Origin of the sequence: Streptomyces sp. NPDC059355, assembly GCF_042752335.1 — a bacterium.
Classification (GTDB): Bacteria; Actinomycetota; Actinomycetes; order Streptomycetales; family Streptomycetaceae; genus Streptomyces.
On the sequence record NZ_JBHYXN010000012.1, the window covers coordinates 84270 to 100424 of the forward strand.

Here is a 16155-nt window from a genome sequence, read left to right on the forward strand (position 1 = left end):
CAGCCGACGAGAGCGCTGCAAGGACTTCGATCGGGACTCATCCCGAACACCTCCTTGCGTAGCGCCGTCATCACGGGGCACCCGATCCGGCCGGAAAGCCGCAGAGAACCGGTTGCCTCAGCGACCGTAACACGATCCAGAGGGATGTCTCTCATACTTATGACCGGTAGTGGCCGATTCGTTCCGTGTCAGCCTCTTGACGTCTGGAGGGCCAAAGGCTCGACTTAAGGTTCACAAGTTGGAGAGACGCCGGGGTCTCGGAGCACCAAGCCGCGACCGCCGGCTCGGGGGGCGACGGTCAGCCGTCGCTAATGGGCAGGAGTGGATGAGTCGTGCAGACTCCCGGATCGCAGTCTTCACTGCACCGCGCGAATCTCGAACGGGTCGTGCGGGCGGTGCGGCTCGCGGGTTCGCTGACCCAGGCGGAGATCGCCCGGTCCACCGGACTGTCGGCGGCCACGGTCTCCAACATCGTCCGAGAGCTCAAGGACGGTGGGACCGTCGAGGTCACGGACACCTCGGCCGGCGGCCGGCGGGCGCGCAGCGTCTCGCTCAGCGGTGACGCGGGCATCGTGATCGGCGTGGACTTCGGCCACACCCACCTGCGGGTGGCCGTCGGCAACCTCGCCCACCAGGTCCTGGCCGAGGAGTCGGCCCCGCTGGACGTGGACGCCTCCTGGGCGGACGGCTTCGACCGGGCCGAAGCCCTGGTCGGAGAGCTGATCGCGGGCATCGGGGTGGGCCTGGAGAAGGTCATCGGCGTCGGGCTCGGCGTGCCCGGCCCCATCGACGTGGAGTCCGGGACCCTGGGCTCCACCGCGATCCTGCCGGGCTGGGCCGGCATCAACCCGCGCCAGGAGCTCTCGCAGCGCCTCGGCGTGCCCGTGTACGTGGACAACGACGCCAACCTCGGAGCGCTCGGGGAGCTGGTGTGGGGGAGCGGCCGGGGGGTCAAGGACCTCGCGTACATCAAGGTGGCGAGCGGCGTCGGCGCCGGCCTCGTGATCAACGGGCAGATCTACCGGGGGCCCGGCGGCACCGCCGGCGAGATCGGGCACATCACCCTGGACGAGTCCGGCCCGGTCTGCCGCTGCGGCAACCGCGGCTGCCTGGAGACCTTCGCGGCGGCCCGGTACGTACTGCCGCTGCTGCAGAGCACGCACGGGCCCGAGCTCACCATGGAGCGCGTGGTCGAACTGGCCCGGGAGGGCGACCCGGGCTGCCGGCGCGTGATCGCCGACGTGGGCCGCCATGTGGGTAGTGGTGTCGCGAACCTGTGCAACGTCCTCAACCCCAGCCGCGTGGTGCTCGGCGGTTCGCTGGCGGAGGCCGGTGAACTGATCCTGGCCCCCATACGAGAGTCCGTGGGGCGGTACGCGATCCCCAGCGCGGCACGCCAACTCTCCGTGCTCACCGGGTCGTTGGGCGGCCGGGCCGAGGTGCTGGGCGCACTGGCCCTGGTGCTGAGCGAGATGGGCGATTCGACCCTTCTGGCCGGTTCACCGACCCTCAAGCTCTTGCCTTCAGTTAGATAACGGATGGCACCGTTGTCATCTCGTTAAGGATTCACTCCTTGACGGCAAACTGCGGCCGAGGTTGACTCACGTCCACCTCGGCCGCAATGTTGCGGCCTCGTCAGGGAGGTTCAGGAAATGAACACGCGTATGCGCAGAGCCGCCGTTGCCGTTGCCGCCACCGCCATGGCCGCTTCCCTTGCCGCCTGTGGCAGCGCCAAGGAGGCCGGCGAGAAGCCGAAGGAGTCCGGCTCCGCCGCCGCGGGTGGCGCGATCAAGATCGGTCTGCTCCTGCCGGAGAACCAGACCGCGCGTTACGAGAAGTTCGACAAGCCGCTCTTCGAGAAGAAGGTCGCCGAACTCACCGGCGGCAAGGGCGAGGTGGTCTACGCCAACGCCAAGCAGGACGCGACCACGCAGAACTCCCAGGTCGACACGATGATCACCAACAAGGTGAACGTCCTCGTCGTCGACGCGGTGGACTCCAAGGCCATCGCCGGCTCGGTCAAGAAGGCCAAGGAGGCGGGCATCCCCGTCGTGGCCTACGACCGCCTCGCCGAGGGCCCGATCGACGCCTACACCTCCTTCGACAACGAAGAGGTCGGCAAGGTTCAGGGCAAGGCCCTGCTGGAAGCCCTGGGCGACAAGGCCGGATCCGGCCAGATCGTCATGATGAACGGTTCGGTCACCGACCCGAACGCCGCCCTCTTCAAGAAGGGTGCGCACTCCGTCCTCGATGGCAAGGTGACCATCGGCAAGGAGTACGACACCAAGGAGTGGAAGCCGGAGAACGCCAACACCAACATGGCGGGTGCGATCTCCGCGCTGGGCAAGGACAAGATCGTCGGCGTCTACTCCGCCAACGACGGCATGGCCGGCGGCATCATCACCGCCCTCAAGGCCGCAGGCATGGACCCGCTGCCCCCGGTCACCGGCCAGGACGCGGAACTCGCCGGCGTGCAGCGCATCGTCGCGGGCGAGCAGTTCATGAGCGTCTACAAGCCGTACGCCCCCGAGGCCGAGGCCGCCGCGAAGATGGCCGTCGCGCTCGCCAAGGGCGAGAAGCTCGACGGTGTCACCACCTCCAAGGTCGACAGCCCCACCACCAAGGGCATCCCGTCGGTCCTGGTCCCCGTCGTCTCGCTGACGAAGAGCAACATCAAGGACACTGTCATCAAGGACGGTGTCTACACGGCCGACGAGATCTGCACCGACAAGTACGCGGCCGCCTGCACCACCCTCGGCCTGAAGTAGGCCCTCCGGGCCCACCCGGGCCCCCCGGGCCTCACCCAGGCCCCGTCGTCCCGCCGGCCGGAGGCCCGCACCCGCGGCCTCCGGACACCGGGACCCCCGCGCCTGCCCGGCGCCCCGCCCCCTCCTTCCCCGCCACCCGCGGGGCGCCGGGCAGAAACGATTTCCCCCACCCCACCCCGCTCCTGCACTTATTGCACGACATCCCCGCCGGTCAGGCGGCGAAGGAGATGGTTCATGTGTCCGCTGCGCCCGTGCTGGCGTTGCGAGGGGTCTCGAAGCGATTCGGTGCCGTCCAGGCGCTCACCGACGTAGAGCTCGAGATCCATTCCGGCGAGGTGGTCGCCCTGGTCGGCGACAACGGCGCCGGCAAGTCCACGCTCGTCAAGACGATCGCCGGCGTCCACCCCATCGATGACGGAGTCATCGAGTGGGAGGGCAAGCCGGTCTCGATCAGCAAGCCCCACGACGCCCAGAACCTGGGCATCGCGACGGTCTACCAGGACCTCGCGCTGTGCGACAACATCGATGTCGTCGGCAACCTGTTCCTGGGTCGCGAGCTCAAGCGACGCGGTGTCCTGGACGAGGTGGAGATGGAGCGCCGCGCCCGCGAGCTCCTGACCACCCTGTCCATCCGGATCCCCAGTGTCCGCATCCCCATCGCCTCGCTCTCGGGCGGTCAGCGCCAGACCGTGGCGATCGCCCGTTCGATGCTCGGCGAGCCCAAGCTCGTCATCCTCGACGAGCCCACGGCGGCCCTCGGCGTCGAGCAGACCGCACAGGTCCTCGACCTGGTGGAGCGGCTGCGCGAGCGCGGCCACGCCGTCATCCTCATCAGCCACAACATGGCCGATGTGAAGGCCGTCGCCGACAAGGTGGCGGTCCTGCGGCTGGGCCGCAACAACGGCGTCTTCAACGTCAAGGACACGTCGCAGGAAGAGATCATCTCCGCCATCACGGGTGCCACGGACAACGCCGTGACCCGCCGCGCGGCCCGCACCGGGGAGGCCGGCAAGTGAGCACCGAACACCACACCTCGGCGGAAGAAGTGGCCAAGCTGGCCAACCCGTCCGCCCCGGCGGACGCCATTCCCGCGGTGGACCCGCGCCTGCTCGTGCGCGAGCAGGGCCTGTCCGGCTACGTGAGCGAGTTCGGCCGCAAGATGAAGGCCGGCGACCTGGGCTCCGTCCCGGTCGTCATCGGCCTGATCGTCATCTGCGGCATCTTCCAGGGGCTGAACGCGAACTTCCTGTCCCCGGAGAACCTGACCAACATCGCGATCACGATGGTCGCCACCGGCATGATGGCCGTGGGCATCATCTTCGTGCTCCTGCTCGGCGAGATCGACCTCTCGGTCGGCTCCGTCAGCGGTGTCTCGGGCGCCCTCTTCGCCGTCCTGGCCGTCACCCACGGGGTCAACCAGTGGGTGGCGATCCTGACGGCGGTCGCCGCCGGTGCCCTGATCGGCGCAATCCACGGCTTCTTCTTCGCCAGGATCGGCGCACCGGCCTTCGCGGTCACCCTGTCGGGCCTGCTCTTCTGGTCCGGCGCCATGCTGCAGATCCTCGGCAGCAACGGCACGATCAACATCGACCCCGACGGTCCGGTGGGCCAGCTCACCACGTACTTCTTCACGGACGTGGCGGCCGGCTACGCCCTCGCCGCGGTCGCGGTGATCGGGTACTTCCTGGCCAGCTACTTCGACAACCGGCGCCGCGAGGCCGCGGGGGTCCCGTCCCGCCCGGTGAGCGAGATCGCCCTGCGCACGGGCCTGCTGGCCCTGTTCACGTTCGGTCCCGCCGCGGTGTTCAACCAGTACAAGGGCCTCCCGCTCGCGGTGGTGCTCTTCGTGCTCGTGCTGGTCGGCACGGACTTCCTCCTGCGCCGTACCTCGTTCGGCCGCAGCATCTTCGCGCTCGGCGGCAGTGTCGAGGCCTCCCGGCGCGCGGGCATCAACGTCACCGGGATCCGCATCACGGTCTTCGCCATCGCGGGCACCTTCGCCGCCGTCGGCGGACTGTTCTGGGCCTCCAAGATCGCGGCGGCCAACCAGAGCGCCGGCGCCGGCGACCTGCTGATGAACGTGATCGCGGCGGCCGTGATCGGCGGCACCAGCCTCTTCGGTGGCCGGGGCCGGACCTGGAACGCCCTCCTCGGCGTCATGGTCATCACCTCGATCCAGTACGGTCTGGCTCTCCAGGGCATCGCCACCCCGATCCAGTACATGATCACCGGTGCGGTGCTGCTGGCCACCGTGGTGATCGACTCGGTCACCCGCAAGACCCAGAAGACGGCCGGACGCGCCTGACGCCGCGCCCGACGCGGTAAGAACGGTCACAGTGCCCGGCGCCACTTCGTGTGGCGCCGGGCATCCGTGCGTACATATGTGCGTACGACTGTGCGGATATACGCCCGTTTGGGATGTGTGACCGAGCGGTGGCGTGTAGATGTATGACAAAGGCGTGACCCACCAGGGACGGCCCGATGACCACCGCCGCGAGCGGAACATTAGACTCGACAGACCAGCAAGCAACTGCAAGGAGGCACGGGTGCTGCTGACCCGCATCAAGGGACCGCGCGATCTGGACCGGCTCAGCCAGGAGGAGCTCGAACAGCTCGCCGCCGAGATCAGGTCCTTCCTCGTCGACGCCGTCTCCAAGACCGGCGGGCACCTCGGCCCCAACCTCGGGGTGGTCGAACTGACGATCGCCCTGCACCGGGTCTTCGACTCGCCCAAGGACAAGGTCCTCTTCGACACCGGCCACCAGGCCTACGTCCACAAGCTGCTCACGGGCCGCCAGGACTTCGGCGGCCTGCGCAGCAAGGGCGGCCTGTCCGGCTACCCCTCGCGCGCCGAGTCCGACCACGACGTCATCGAGAACTCGCACGCCTCCACCGTCCTGGGCTGGGCCGACGGCCTGGCCAAGGCCAACGAGGTGCTCGGCCGCGAGGACCACCACGTCGCCGCCGTCATCGGCGACGGCGCGCTGACCGGCGGCATGGCCTGGGAGGCGCTGAACAACATCGCCGCCGCCAAGGACCGCCCGCTGGTCATCGTGGTCAACGACAACGAGCGCTCGTACGGCCCCACCATCGGCGGCCTCGCGAACCACCTGGCCACCCTGCGCACCACGGACGGCTACGAGCGCTTCCTGGCCCGCGGCAAGGAGCTCCTGGAGCGCACCCCGGTCGTCGGGAAGCCGCTCTTCGAGACCCTGCACGGCGCCAAGAAGGGCCTCAAGGACTTCATCGCCCCGCAGGGCATGTTCGAGGACCTGGGCCTGAAGTACATCGGCCCGATCAACGGCCACGACATCGAGGCCCTGGAGTCCGCCCTGCAGCGCGCCAAGCGCTTCAGCGGCCCGGTCATCGTGCACTGCCTCACCCAGAAGGGCCGCGGCTACACCCCGGCCCTGGAGCACGAGGCGGACCGCTTCCACGCGGTGGGCGTCATCCACCCGGACACCGGCCTGCCGGTCAAGACCGCCGCCGCCAGCTGGACCTCCGTCTTCGCCGACGAGATGGTCAAGCTCGGCCACGAGCGGGCGGACATCGTCGGCATCACCGCCGCGATGCTCCACCCGGTCGGCCTCAACAAGTTCGCCGAGGCCTTCCCGGACCGGATCTACGACGTCGGCATCGCCGAGCAGCACGCCGCCACCTCGGCGGCGGGCCTGGCCACCGGCGGCGTCCACCCGGTCTTCGCGGTCTACGCCACCTTCCTCAACCGCGCCTTCGACCAGGTCCTGATGGACGTCGCCCTGCACAAGTGCGGGGTCACCTTCGTCCTGGACCGCGCCGGTGTGACCGGCGACGACGGGGCCTCCCACAACGGCATGTGGGACATGTCCATCCTCCAGGTCGTCCCGGGCCTGCGCCTGGCCGCCCCGCGCGACGCCGAGCAGCTGCGCGCCCAGCTGCGCGAGGCCGTCGAGGTCAAGGACGCCCCGACCGTCGTGCGCTACTCCAAGGGCGTCGTCGGCCCGGCCGTCCCGGCCGTCGGCCGGATCGGCGGCATGGACGTACTGCGCGCCCCGGGCGCCGAGGTCACCCGTCCGGACGTACTGCTCGTCTCGGTCGGCGCGCTCGCCCCGATGTGCCTGGAGATCGCCGACCTGCTCGACAAGCAGGGCATCTCCACGACCGTCGTCGACCCCCGCTGGGTCAAGCCCGTGGACGAGGCCCTGGCCCCGCTCGCGGAGCGGCACCGCGTGGTCGTCACCGTCGAGGACAACGGCCGCACCGGCGGTGTGGGCTCCGCCGTCGCGCAGGCCCTGCGCGACGCGGGCGTCGACGTACCGCTGCGCGACTTCGGCATCCCGCAGCGCTTCCTCGACCACGCGCTGCGCAAGGAGATCATGGCCGAGATCGGTCTGACCGCTCCGGACATCGCCCGGCAGGTCACCGGGCTGGTCGCCAAGCTGGACGGGCGCTACGACAGCGAGCCGGCCGCCGCCGTCGACTAGCTCCGGCCGCATCCGGTCACGACCGATCGCGCGGTTGCACGTCACGGGCCGGGAGATCACCCTTGAAGGGTGGGCCTCCCGGCCCGTTCGTGTGCGTCGTCACCTGTCGGAGGTGCGTCGGTGAGCAAGGACCTGAACAGCGTCTTCCGCACCAAGACGGTGGAGCAGTCCATCCGTGACACGGAGGAGCCGGAACACGCGCTCCGGAAGTCGCTCTCCGCCTGGGACCTGACGGTTTTCGGTGTGGGTGTCATCATCGGCACCGGCATCTTCGTCCTCACGGGCATCGCGGCCCGGAACAACGCCGGACCCGCCACGTCCCTCGCCTTCGTGGCGGCGGGCATCGTCTGCGCTCTCGCGGCGCTCTGCTACGCCGAGTTCGCGTCCACCGTTCCGGTGGCCGGATCGGCGTACACCTTCTCGTACGCATCGATCGGTGAGCTGCCGGCCTGGATCATCGGCTGGGACCTGGTGCTGGAGTTCGCGCTCGGCACCGCCGTCGTCGCCGTCGGCTGGTCCGGCTACGTGCGCCACCTGATGCACACCAATCTGGGCTGGGACCTGCCCACCGCGCTGTCCGGACCGGACGCGGGAGGAAGCTTCGACCTGCTGGCCTTCCTGCTGATCCTGGTGCTGACCGCGATCCTGGTCGCCGGGACGAAGCTCTCGGCGCGCATCACAGCGATCGTGGTCGCCATCAAGGTGTTCGTGGTCCTGCTGGTCATCATCGCGGGCCTGTTCTTCATCAAGGCCGACAACTACTCGCCGTTCATCCCCCCGGCCCAGCCGCAGGAGGCGGGCAACGGCCTGCACGCGCCCTTGGTCCAGCTGCTGTTCGGCTACGCGCCCACCAACTTCGGCGTCATGGGCATCTTCACCGCGGCCTCCCTCATCTTCTTCGCCTTCATCGGCTTCGACGTCGTGGCCACGGCGGCCGAGGAGACCAAGAACCCGCAGCGCGACATGCCGCGCGGCATCCTCGGCTCGCTGCTGATCTGCACCTTCCTCTACGTCGCCGTGACGCTGGTGGTCACCGGCATGCAGAAGTACTCGGAGATGTCGCCGACCGCGCCACTCGCCGAAGCGTTCAAGTCGGTGAACCAGCCGTTCTTCTCCGGCGCGATCAGCCTCGGGGCGGCCGTCGGCCTGATCACCGTGTGCATGATCCTGCTGCTCGGCCAGACCCGCGTGTTCTTCGCGATGAGCCGTGACGGACTCCTGCCGCGCGTCTTCTCCGTCACGCACCCCAAGTACCGCACCCCCTACCGGGCGACCCTCCTGCTCGGCGGGATCATCGCCGTCGTCGCGGGCTTCACCAGCCTGGAGAAGCTCGCGGAACTGGTGAACATCGGCACCCTGTTCGCCTTCGTGCTCGTCGCCCTCGGCGTGATCATCCTGCGCCGGACCCGCCCCGACCTGCACCGGGCCTTCCGCTGCCCGGGGGTGCCGGCGATCCCGATCCTGTCGATCGCGGCCTCGTTCTGGCTGATGCTCAACCTGCCGGCCGAGACCTGGATCCGCTTCGGCATCTGGATGGTCATCGGCTTCGTCGTCTACTTCCTCTACGGCCGCAGCCACAGCCGCCTCGGCCGGGAAGGCGTGGACGCGAAGTACTAGCCCGCACGGCCCTCCGAGCGGCCGGAACACCGTCCGGTCGATGGGCCGGCGCACGAATGACGGGCCGTACGGGAGGCTCTCCCGTACGGCCCGCTCGTCGTGCGGCGCGCGCTGTCAGCCCTTGGCGGGGGAGTTCTTGGCCTCCGCCGGGATCTTCTGGTCGGTGCGCAGCGCTTCCCAGAGCGTGCCCGCCTGCGGTTCCGCGACGATCACGCGGTTCGGGTCCACCTTGTCGTAGGCGACCGGCAGCATGATCGTCTCCATGGTGTCCGGGTCCACGCCCTTCATGCTCTGGGCGAAGTCGGCCAGGGAGGTGAGGGAGGCCAGGTCGGAGTCGGTCGTCAGCGACTTCGTACCGGCGTCGGCCAGCTTGTAGAGCCGGGCCGGGTTGCCGAGGGCGTCCTGCTTCTTGATCTCCGACAGCATCGCCATCATGAACTTCTGCTGGAGGCCTATGCGCCCGAGGTCGCTGCCGTCCCCGTAGCCGTAGCGGGTACGGACGAACTTGAGCGAGTCGGTGCCGTTCAGCCGGTGCGTGCCCGCGTCGAGCTTGAGCCCGCCCTTCGCCCCGCTCATCGGCTTGTCCAGGGTGACGGTGACCCCGCCGAGCGCGTCCACCAGCCCCTTGAACCCGGCGAAGTCGACCTCGACGAAGTGGTCCACGCGGATGCCGGACATCTGCTCCACGGTCTTGACCACGCAGGCCGGACCGGCCAGCGAGTAGACCGAGTTGAACATGACCCGGTTCGCCGCCTTGACGGTCTTGCCGTCGCCGTCCTTGCATTCGGGCCGGCTGATCAGGGTGTCGCGCGGGATGCTCACCGCGGTGGCCTTGGACCGGCCCTCGGGTATGTGCACCAGCATGGCGGTGTCCGAGCGGGCCCCGCTCACATCGCCGTGGTCGAGGTCCCCGTTGGCCCCGGCGCGTGAGTCGGAGCCGAGTACGAGGACGTTCTGCGCGCCCGCGACCACCTTCTTCGGGCGGTTGTCGCCGATGGCCTGGTCGAGGTCGACGCTGTCGATGTTGCCGTTGAGGTGGCTGTACGCCCACCAGCCGCCGCCGGCGGCGGCGAGGATGAGCAGGGCCACCGTCAGCAGCACGATCCGCAGGGCACGCTTGCCGCCGCGCCGCCGCCTGCGCCGGGAGGGAGGAGAGGTGGCAGAGGGCAGGTCGGTCATGGAAGCAGGGCCCTTCTATTATCGATGGGGTGCATCATAAGACACACTTTCGAGTGGCTGATTCTTTCCGGTGAAGAACGCAGCCGCTTGACCAGGACATTCTCGGCAGAAGGGTGAAGAGCGGCGTGGTCCGAGGCAAAAGCGGAATACGGGGCGCCAGTTCCGTTCGCGCGGCGCAGGACGCACCCCCGGGCGGACCAGGCTCCCGCCGTAGCTCGCCACCGGCCGGAAACTGGCTGTTCATGGGCGGCGGCCGCCTGACGGCCTACGCCTGCACCCCGCACGGCCTGGTGCGCTGGACCGAGGCCGCGGCGCCCCATACGGGGTGGACCGGCCCGGACACGTTCGAGATCGAGGGCTGGACGGGCCCCGCCGCGATGGCGCAGAGCTCCGAGGGGTACGTGCACTTCGTCGCCCTGCGGGCGGCCCAGGACGGCTCGGGGCGGCCGGAAATCATCGTCTCCACCCAGTTCCAGCCGGGACGCCCCATGACCGAATGGCACAGCCTCGGCGTCCCCGGGCTGCGCGGCGGCCCCGCCGACGACCGGCTCGCCGGCCCGCCGCGCATCGCCGTCAACCAGCGCTCCGGCTCCACGCACGTCCTGGTCTCGATGCGCCACGGCGGCGTCCTGCGCCGCAGCCGCAACGCCGAGGGCGCGTGGGGCGGTTGGAAGCAGGTGGCCCCGGAACCGTACGGGAGCGGGGTGACCCCGCTGATGCCCGCCGGCGGCCAGCTGGAGATGCTCGTCCTCGGGCCGGCCGGCGCGGACCGGTGGTCGGGCATCGGCCAGGGCCGCTTCGCGCTCGCGGACCGCATCCCCACGCCGGTCGTCCCCGGCAGCCCCGCCGTCTGCGAGACGGGCCCGCGCCGGGTGACGTACTTCTGGCGCTATCCGGGCGACGGCTCGCTCGTCGCCTGGCGGGCCGCCCGACAGGGCGTCCAAGGCGGCCTGATGGGCCTCGGCGGCGCGGGCGGCCGCGGAGCCCCGGGCGTCGTACGGGCAGCCGTCGGCGGCTACGACTGCACGGTGCTCGCGCAGAGCGGAGCCGAGGGCGACATCGAACTCACCGCCTACGTCACCGAGAACGAGGGCTACGGCACGTGGTGGGCCTCCCTCGGCGGCCACGGCGCCTACGCCCCCCAGGTGGCGGTCGACGCGGCGGGCCGCATCGTCGTGGCCGCCTTCGACACGGACGGCGCACTGATCTGCACCCGCCAGGACACCACCCAGCAGGGGCTGGTGTTCGGCCCCTGGGAGGCCGCCTGAGGCCTGGAGCCTCAGGCCTGCCGCGGCAGCGGCGTCCGCCGGGACACCTCGATGGTGAGACCGCCGGACTCCGTGTAGTACGGGGTGGCCGCCAGCTCCATGCCCCGCGCGTCCGGCGCCGATCCGATCGGCACCGGCATCCGGGCGGTGGTGTCCAGATCTGCGGCCCGCTTCGGTCCGAGCCGCACCTCCTGCGTGACGCCCTCGAACCCGACCGCGAGGTACACGTCCCAGGTGCCGGGCTCCAGCGGCCAGCCGCTGGAGGTCTGCGCCAGGTTGACCCGGGCCGAGAACCGGCCCATCGCCCGGGGCTTGCCCTTGGCGTTGGCCAGCGTGTCGTCGCGGCGGGCCGTCACCGCGTAGCTCTCCCGCGCGCCGCTCGTCCGCTCCCGCAGCACGACCCGGGTGGTGCGGTCCTTCGTCGACAGCTGCTCGTAGAAGGCGAAGCCGTCCAGCGTCAGCATCGGCCCGTCCCACCGGGCCTTCTGCAGCTGGTGGGTGACCGTCATGTCACCGGTGATGTCGAACAGTTCGTCCGGCAGGACGACCTGCGGATCGCGGAAGAACGGCAGCGTCGTGAACACCCGCCCGTTCTCCACCGTCTTGCGCACCACCGGCCGGTCCTTGTCCGCCTCGAAGGCGGCGATCCGCTGCGCCTCGGCGAAACGGCCCTGCGCGAGCAGGGCGAACCGTACGGCGATCATGCGCGGCAGCAGCGCCAGCGCGCCCGGGGAGGCCTGGGCGCGCAGCACCTCGGCCGCGGCCCACAGCGCCTGGTCCCGCTCCGCCGCGTCCGTGGCGGAGAGCAGTGCGGCCGCGGTCGCCTTGCCGAGCTCGACCTCCAGGTGGCGCGACTGGAGCTTGTCCCGGAGCGGCCCCTCCGGCAGCTGGGAGGCGACCAGCGCCAGCATCCGGGAGGCGAGGGCGACCCGGTCGGGGAGCGTCGAGCGCTCCGCCGGCGAGGGGCCCTTGACCACGCAGGTCGCGTCGCCGACGACCGAGACGTTGTCCGCCCCCATGAGGGCGCGGGCCGTGAAGGCCTGGCCGTCGCCGGTCACCATGTCGGTGGGGAAGGCCAGCCCGCGGCGCTGCAGCAGGCTGGTGCGGAACAGCTTGTCGGGCGTCAGCGACCAGTACGCGCGCGAGGCGTACAGGTCGGTGTAGGCCTGGTTCTTGCGGAACATCGAGGTCTCGACCGCATGGCGGCCCGAGCTCTCCGGCTTGCCCAGGACGACGTCGGCCTCGTAGGCGTCGGCCGCCGCGACCATCCGCTCCAGCGCGTCCGGCGCCAGCCGGTCGGTGGCCTCCAGGAAGATGACGTACCGTCCGCGCACCTGGCTGAGCGCCCAGTTGCGGGCCCCGGCCGGGCTGAGCCCCGGCGTGACCTGCCCCGCGCGCATGAACGATGCGTACTGGTGGGCCGCGCGGGCCAGCACGGACCCGCTCTCGTCCGTCGACCCGTCGTCGACCCCGATGACCTCCATCCGCTCCGTGCCGATGGTCTGTACGAGGACGGAGGCCAGACAGGCGTCGAGCGCGGCGGCCTGGTTGCAGACCCGGACGGCGACGGTCACGTCTTTGACGTCGCAGGGGCGCACGGCGGCGGTGTTCATGGTCCTGTGTTCCTCATCGGTTCCGCGCGGGCTGCTCGGGCCGGGGCCACGGCATCTCCCCGCTGAGTTCGGGCCACTGCCAGGGGCGGAAGGCCGTGTCCACGGGCTGCGCCGGGAAGGCACCCGGCGTCTGCTCCATGGAGCCCACGAAGACGTTCACGTGCGAGGTCTGCTGCTCGCCGGCCGGGGTGGCCACCGTGTACGTGAAGCGGTCGTAGCCCGTGAAGGAGGGCGCGGGGGTGTACGTCACCCAGCCGTCGTACGAAAGCTGCGCCTCACCGCCGCGGGGCTGGGTCACGGAGACGGCCGAGCTGCCCGCCGCGGCGCCCGACAGCACGTTGACCGTGCCCGGCCGGCCCGGCTCCGCCGCGATGCGCAGGCCCCGGGCCGCCGGCGGCCGCAGCGGCAGGGCGTCGGCGTCGAGCTTGCCCGTCCGGATCAGCTTGCGGCCGGACGCGTCCGGCACGGCGACCACGATCTGGGGCCGGATCCGGAGTGCGGTGGCCGTGTCGTGGACCCGCAGGTGCAGGACACCGGTGCCGGTCTCGCCGGCGTCGGCGCGGATGCGGAACCAGCGCTGCTGGGGGAAGTACTCAAGCCCCTGGACGGCGACGACGTCGGCGGAGCCGGCCAGCGGCGCCTCCAACAGGTAGGCGCAGCCGCGCGTGGCGCCCTGGTCGGGTGCCACGGACAGACCGAGCTGGAGCGTCTCGCCGGGTGCCACGCCGCGGCGCGGGTCGGCGGAGCTGTACAGGGCCGCGTAGGCCGCGCCCGGGGAGGGCTCGTCGCCGAGGGCCCGGCCCCGGCACAGGAGGTGATTCACGTGCTGGACTCCTCAGGCGCCGGGGAACCGGGACACACGGGACGTGGTGCGGTGCTTGAACGTCTCCTCGTCCAGCCAGCCCATCTCGTCGTACGAGAAGCGCGTGCGGTCGAGGTCCCGGCCCCAGTGGGCCGGGATGACGCCCTGTTCGAGCATGCTGCGGACGGCGAACCGGGCGCACTCGATCGCGCCCTCGGCCCGCAGGTGCACGTTGTCCCCGTCCAGGACGTCCTGGAGCAGGGGCTCACCGCGGCGCAGGTAGGTGAACACGGACTTGGTCGCCTCCGGGCCGAGCTCCTCCCACCACTGCAGGCTCTGCCCGTACATGTCCACGACCGGTACGTGCTCCTCCTCGGCCAGCTGCCGCGCGGCGACCGGGTAGTCGCCGAGGAACCGGGCCACGTTGCCGTGCCGGTCGATCCGCCGCCGCTCGTACGGCAGGTAGATCACCGGATGCCCCTGGCGTTCCCGCGCGCCGTCCACGTACGCCCGCATGTGTTCGAGGAACGTGGTGAACGGGTCGGTGTGCAGGCCCGGGTCGGGCTTCCAGTCGGTCTGGCCGAAGCCGAACAGCAGGTAGTCGCCGGCCTCCATGGTGTCGAGGATCCACTGGAGCCGGCCGCGTTCACGGAAGCTCTTGGAGCTTGCCCGCGCCCGGGCGCAGGCGACCACCTCCACCTCGTCCGTGAGGAAGAGCGGCAGCACCTGCGCCCACCCGGCCATGGGCAGGAAGCTGTAGGGGCGGCTGACCGCGTTGGAGCCGCCCACCACGAAGATCCTCGGGCGCCGGCCCTGCTGCTGTTGCCCCGGTGCGTACGTCACCCCTAGACCCCCTGGTCCTCCGTGCTCGCGATCAGTACGGATGCCAGCGCCTCCTCGAAGCCGGAGCGCTGGGCCGGGATCGCGGTCGGGTCCTGCTTGCGCACGTCGATGACGTGGCCGGTCATCTCGGACAGCAGGACGTCCAGGGAGGTCAGGGCGACCGACTCGGACGTGAGCAGCGAGGCCGAGGGCTCCTGGCCGAAGGCCTTGGTGCGCATCGGGGTGGCGGTGCGCTCCGGGTTCACGCAGTTGACGCGGATGCCGTCCTCGGCCCACTCGTCGGCCAGCGCCTGGGTCAGGTTGACCATGGCGGCCTTGGTCGAGGAGTACAGGCTGTACTCGGCGCGGCCGCGGGTGTAGCTGCTGGAGGTGAAGAGCAGCAGCTGGCCCTGGGTCTCGCTGAGGTACTTGTACGAGGTCCGGGCGATGTTGACCGGCGCGAGGTAGTTGACGTCGAGCGCCTCGCGGATCGTCTCGTTGTCGGTCTCGTCGAGGCGCCCGACGCGCAGCACGCCCGCGGTGTTGACGACGTAGTCGATGCGGCCGGTCTCGGCGTAGGCGCCCGCCAGTGCCTCCTCGACGTGGTCGAGGTTCTCCACGTGCGTGCCGGTGGTGGAGCGGCCCAGCGCGAAGACGCGGGCGCCGAAGCCCTCGGCGATGCGGGAGATGTCGGCGCCGATGCCGTACGAGCCCCCGAAGACCACCATCGTCCTGCCGGCCAGCTGCTCGCGGTACGCGGCCTCGCCGGCCTGGGCGGGCGCGGCGTGGGAGGCGAGCTGGAACAGCTTGTCGGCGATGAAGACGTCGACCGGCTGGGTGACCTTCATGTTGTAGTCGTCGCCGGTGACGATGTGCACCGGGACGTGGGGCAGGTACTTGACGACGACGGAGCAGTCGTCGGTGGCCTGGAAGAAGGGGTCCGCGGCCGCCCGCTCGTACGCGGCGCGGATCGTGGAGAGCCGGAAGCCCTGCGGGGTCTGGCCGCGGCGCAGCCGGGAGCGGTCGGGGACCTCGGTGATGAACTCGCCGTCGTTGCCGTGGGTACGGGTCACGATGACGGTGTCGGAGGACGGGATGGCGACGTCGACGGCCTGGTAGCGCTCCAGGGACTCGACGCATTCGCGCACCACGCGCTGCGAGAGCAGCGGGCGGACCGCGTCGTGGAACAGCAGGTTGCAGTCCTCGCCCTCGCCGAGCCCGGCGGCCGCGGCCTCGATGGCGATCCGGGTGGTCTCGCTGCGGGTCGAGCCGCCCGCCAGGACCCGGGTGACCTTGCCCAGCTTGGCCCGCTCGACGATGCGGCGGGCGTCCTCCACGTACGCGGGCGTCATGAGGAGGATCACCTCGTCGACGTCCGGCGCGTTCTCGAAGACGTGGAGCGTGTGCTCCAGGATCGGCTTGCCGGCGATCTTGAGCAGCTGCTTCGGTATTTCGAGCCCGATGCGCTGGCCGGTGCCACCCGCGAGAACGACGGCGACGGTGCGGTGGGGGACAGGTCTGGAGGACAAGGCTCCTTCTTCCTGAGTGAGGGGTGCGGCACGGCGGTGGGGCGGGGCGGGGCGGCGGGCGGGGGTGGGGCGGTGCGACTCGACTGCCCGGAGG

Annotated in this window: 12 protein-coding genes; 7 read left to right on the plus strand and 5 right to left on the minus strand. The window is 70.6% G+C overall.

Annotated elements, in window-relative coordinates:
* The first annotated feature begins 332 nt into the window (after positions 1 to 332).
* The 6 genes from ACFXGI_RS14460 to ACFXGI_RS14485 all read left to right on the plus strand — a co-directional run bounded on the left by ACFXGI_RS14460 (position 333) and on the right by ACFXGI_RS14485 (position 8848).
* A complete protein-coding gene (locus ACFXGI_RS14460; RefSeq protein WP_030154513.1) occupies positions 333 to 1535 on the plus strand; it encodes an ROK family transcriptional regulator in 1203 nt (400 codons plus the stop codon).
* Between the two features lie 117 nt (positions 1536 to 1652).
* The gene (locus ACFXGI_RS14465) at positions 1653 to 2768 is read left to right on the plus strand and encodes a sugar ABC transporter substrate-binding protein (RefSeq protein ID WP_384705887.1); all 1116 of its coding nucleotides are present in this window, start codon (positions 1653 to 1655) and stop codon (positions 2766 to 2768) included.
* Between the two features lie 227 nt (positions 2769 to 2995).
* Positions 2996 to 3784: an ATP-binding cassette domain-containing protein gene (locus tag ACFXGI_RS14470; RefSeq protein WP_030863128.1), complete on the plus strand. Its 789-nt coding sequence runs from the start codon at positions 2996 to 2998 to the stop codon at positions 3782 to 3784.
* A gap of 29 nt (positions 3785 to 3813) precedes the next feature.
* Entirely contained in the window at positions 3814 to 5073 is a 1260-nt protein-coding gene (locus tag ACFXGI_RS14475) for a sugar ABC transporter permease (RefSeq protein WP_384705977.1), read from the plus strand.
* 241 nt (positions 5074 to 5314) lie between these two features.
* A complete protein-coding gene (gene dxs, locus ACFXGI_RS14480) occupies positions 5315 to 7231 on the plus strand; it encodes a 1-deoxy-D-xylulose-5-phosphate synthase (protein WP_384705888.1) in 1917 nt (638 codons plus the stop codon).
* A gap of 120 nt (positions 7232 to 7351) precedes the next feature.
* Positions 7352 to 8848, plus strand: a complete 1497-nt coding sequence (locus ACFXGI_RS14485; protein ID WP_384705889.1) for an amino acid permease — start codon at positions 7352 to 7354, stop codon at positions 8846 to 8848.
* 114 nt (positions 8849 to 8962) lie between these two features.
* Here ACFXGI_RS14485 and ACFXGI_RS14490 read toward each other — a convergent pair whose 3' ends face one another.
* Positions 8963 to 10027, minus strand: a complete 1065-nt coding sequence (locus ACFXGI_RS14490; RefSeq protein WP_384705890.1) for an LCP family protein — start codon at positions 10025 to 10027, stop codon at positions 8963 to 8965.
* Positions 10028 to 10269: 242 nt separating this feature from the next.
* Here ACFXGI_RS14490 and ACFXGI_RS14495 point away from each other — a divergent pair, with 242 nt between their 5' ends.
* Entirely contained in the window at positions 10270 to 11295 is a 1026-nt protein-coding gene (locus tag ACFXGI_RS14495) for a hypothetical protein (RefSeq protein WP_384705891.1), read from the plus strand.
* Positions 11296 to 11306: 11 nt separating this feature from the next.
* Here ACFXGI_RS14495 and ACFXGI_RS14500 read toward each other — a convergent pair whose 3' ends face one another.
* Genes ACFXGI_RS14500 through ACFXGI_RS14515 form a run of 4 tightly spaced genes read right to left on the minus strand, consistent with a single transcriptional unit; the run spans position 11307 to position 16061 of the window.
* Positions 11307 to 12908, minus strand: a complete 1602-nt coding sequence (locus tag ACFXGI_RS14500; RefSeq protein WP_384705892.1) for a glycosyltransferase family 2 protein — start codon at positions 12906 to 12908, stop codon at positions 11307 to 11309.
* 13 nt (positions 12909 to 12921) lie between these two features.
* Positions 12922 to 13731, minus strand: coding sequence for an Ig-like domain-containing protein (locus ACFXGI_RS14505; RefSeq protein WP_384705893.1), 810 nt, complete (start codon positions 13729 to 13731; stop codon positions 12922 to 12924).
* 12 nt (positions 13732 to 13743) lie between these two features.
* Positions 13744 to 14553: a rhamnogalacturonan acetylesterase gene (locus ACFXGI_RS14510; protein ID WP_384705894.1), complete on the minus strand. Its 810-nt coding sequence runs from the start codon at positions 14551 to 14553 to the stop codon at positions 13744 to 13746.
* A gap of 2 nt (positions 14554 to 14555) precedes the next feature.
* Entirely contained in the window at positions 14556 to 16061 is a 1506-nt protein-coding gene (locus tag ACFXGI_RS14515) for an SDR family NAD(P)-dependent oxidoreductase (protein ID WP_384705895.1), read from the minus strand.
* Positions 16062 to 16155 lie beyond the last annotated feature (94 nt).

Excerpts from the sequence above, each read along its gene's own strand:
- ACFXGI_RS14465 (WP_384705887.1), top strand. The coding sequence starts at position 1,653 with ATGAACACGCGTATGCGCAGAGCCGCCGTTGCCGTTGCCGCCACCGCC.
- ACFXGI_RS14470 (WP_030863128.1), top strand. The coding sequence starts at position 2,996 with ATGGTTCATGTGTCCGCTGCGCCCGTGCTGGCGTTGCGAGGGGTCTCG.
- ACFXGI_RS14490 (WP_384705890.1), bottom strand. The coding sequence starts at position 10,027 with ATGACCGACCTGCCCTCTGCCACCTCTCCTCCCTCCCGGCGCAGGCGG.
- ACFXGI_RS14495 (WP_384705891.1), top strand. The coding sequence starts at position 10,270 with ATGGGCGGCGGCCGCCTGACGGCCTACGCCTGCACCCCGCACGGCCTG.
- ACFXGI_RS14500 (WP_384705892.1), bottom strand. The coding sequence starts at position 12,908 with ATGAACACCGCCGCCGTGCGCCCCTGCGACGTCAAAGACGTGACCGTC.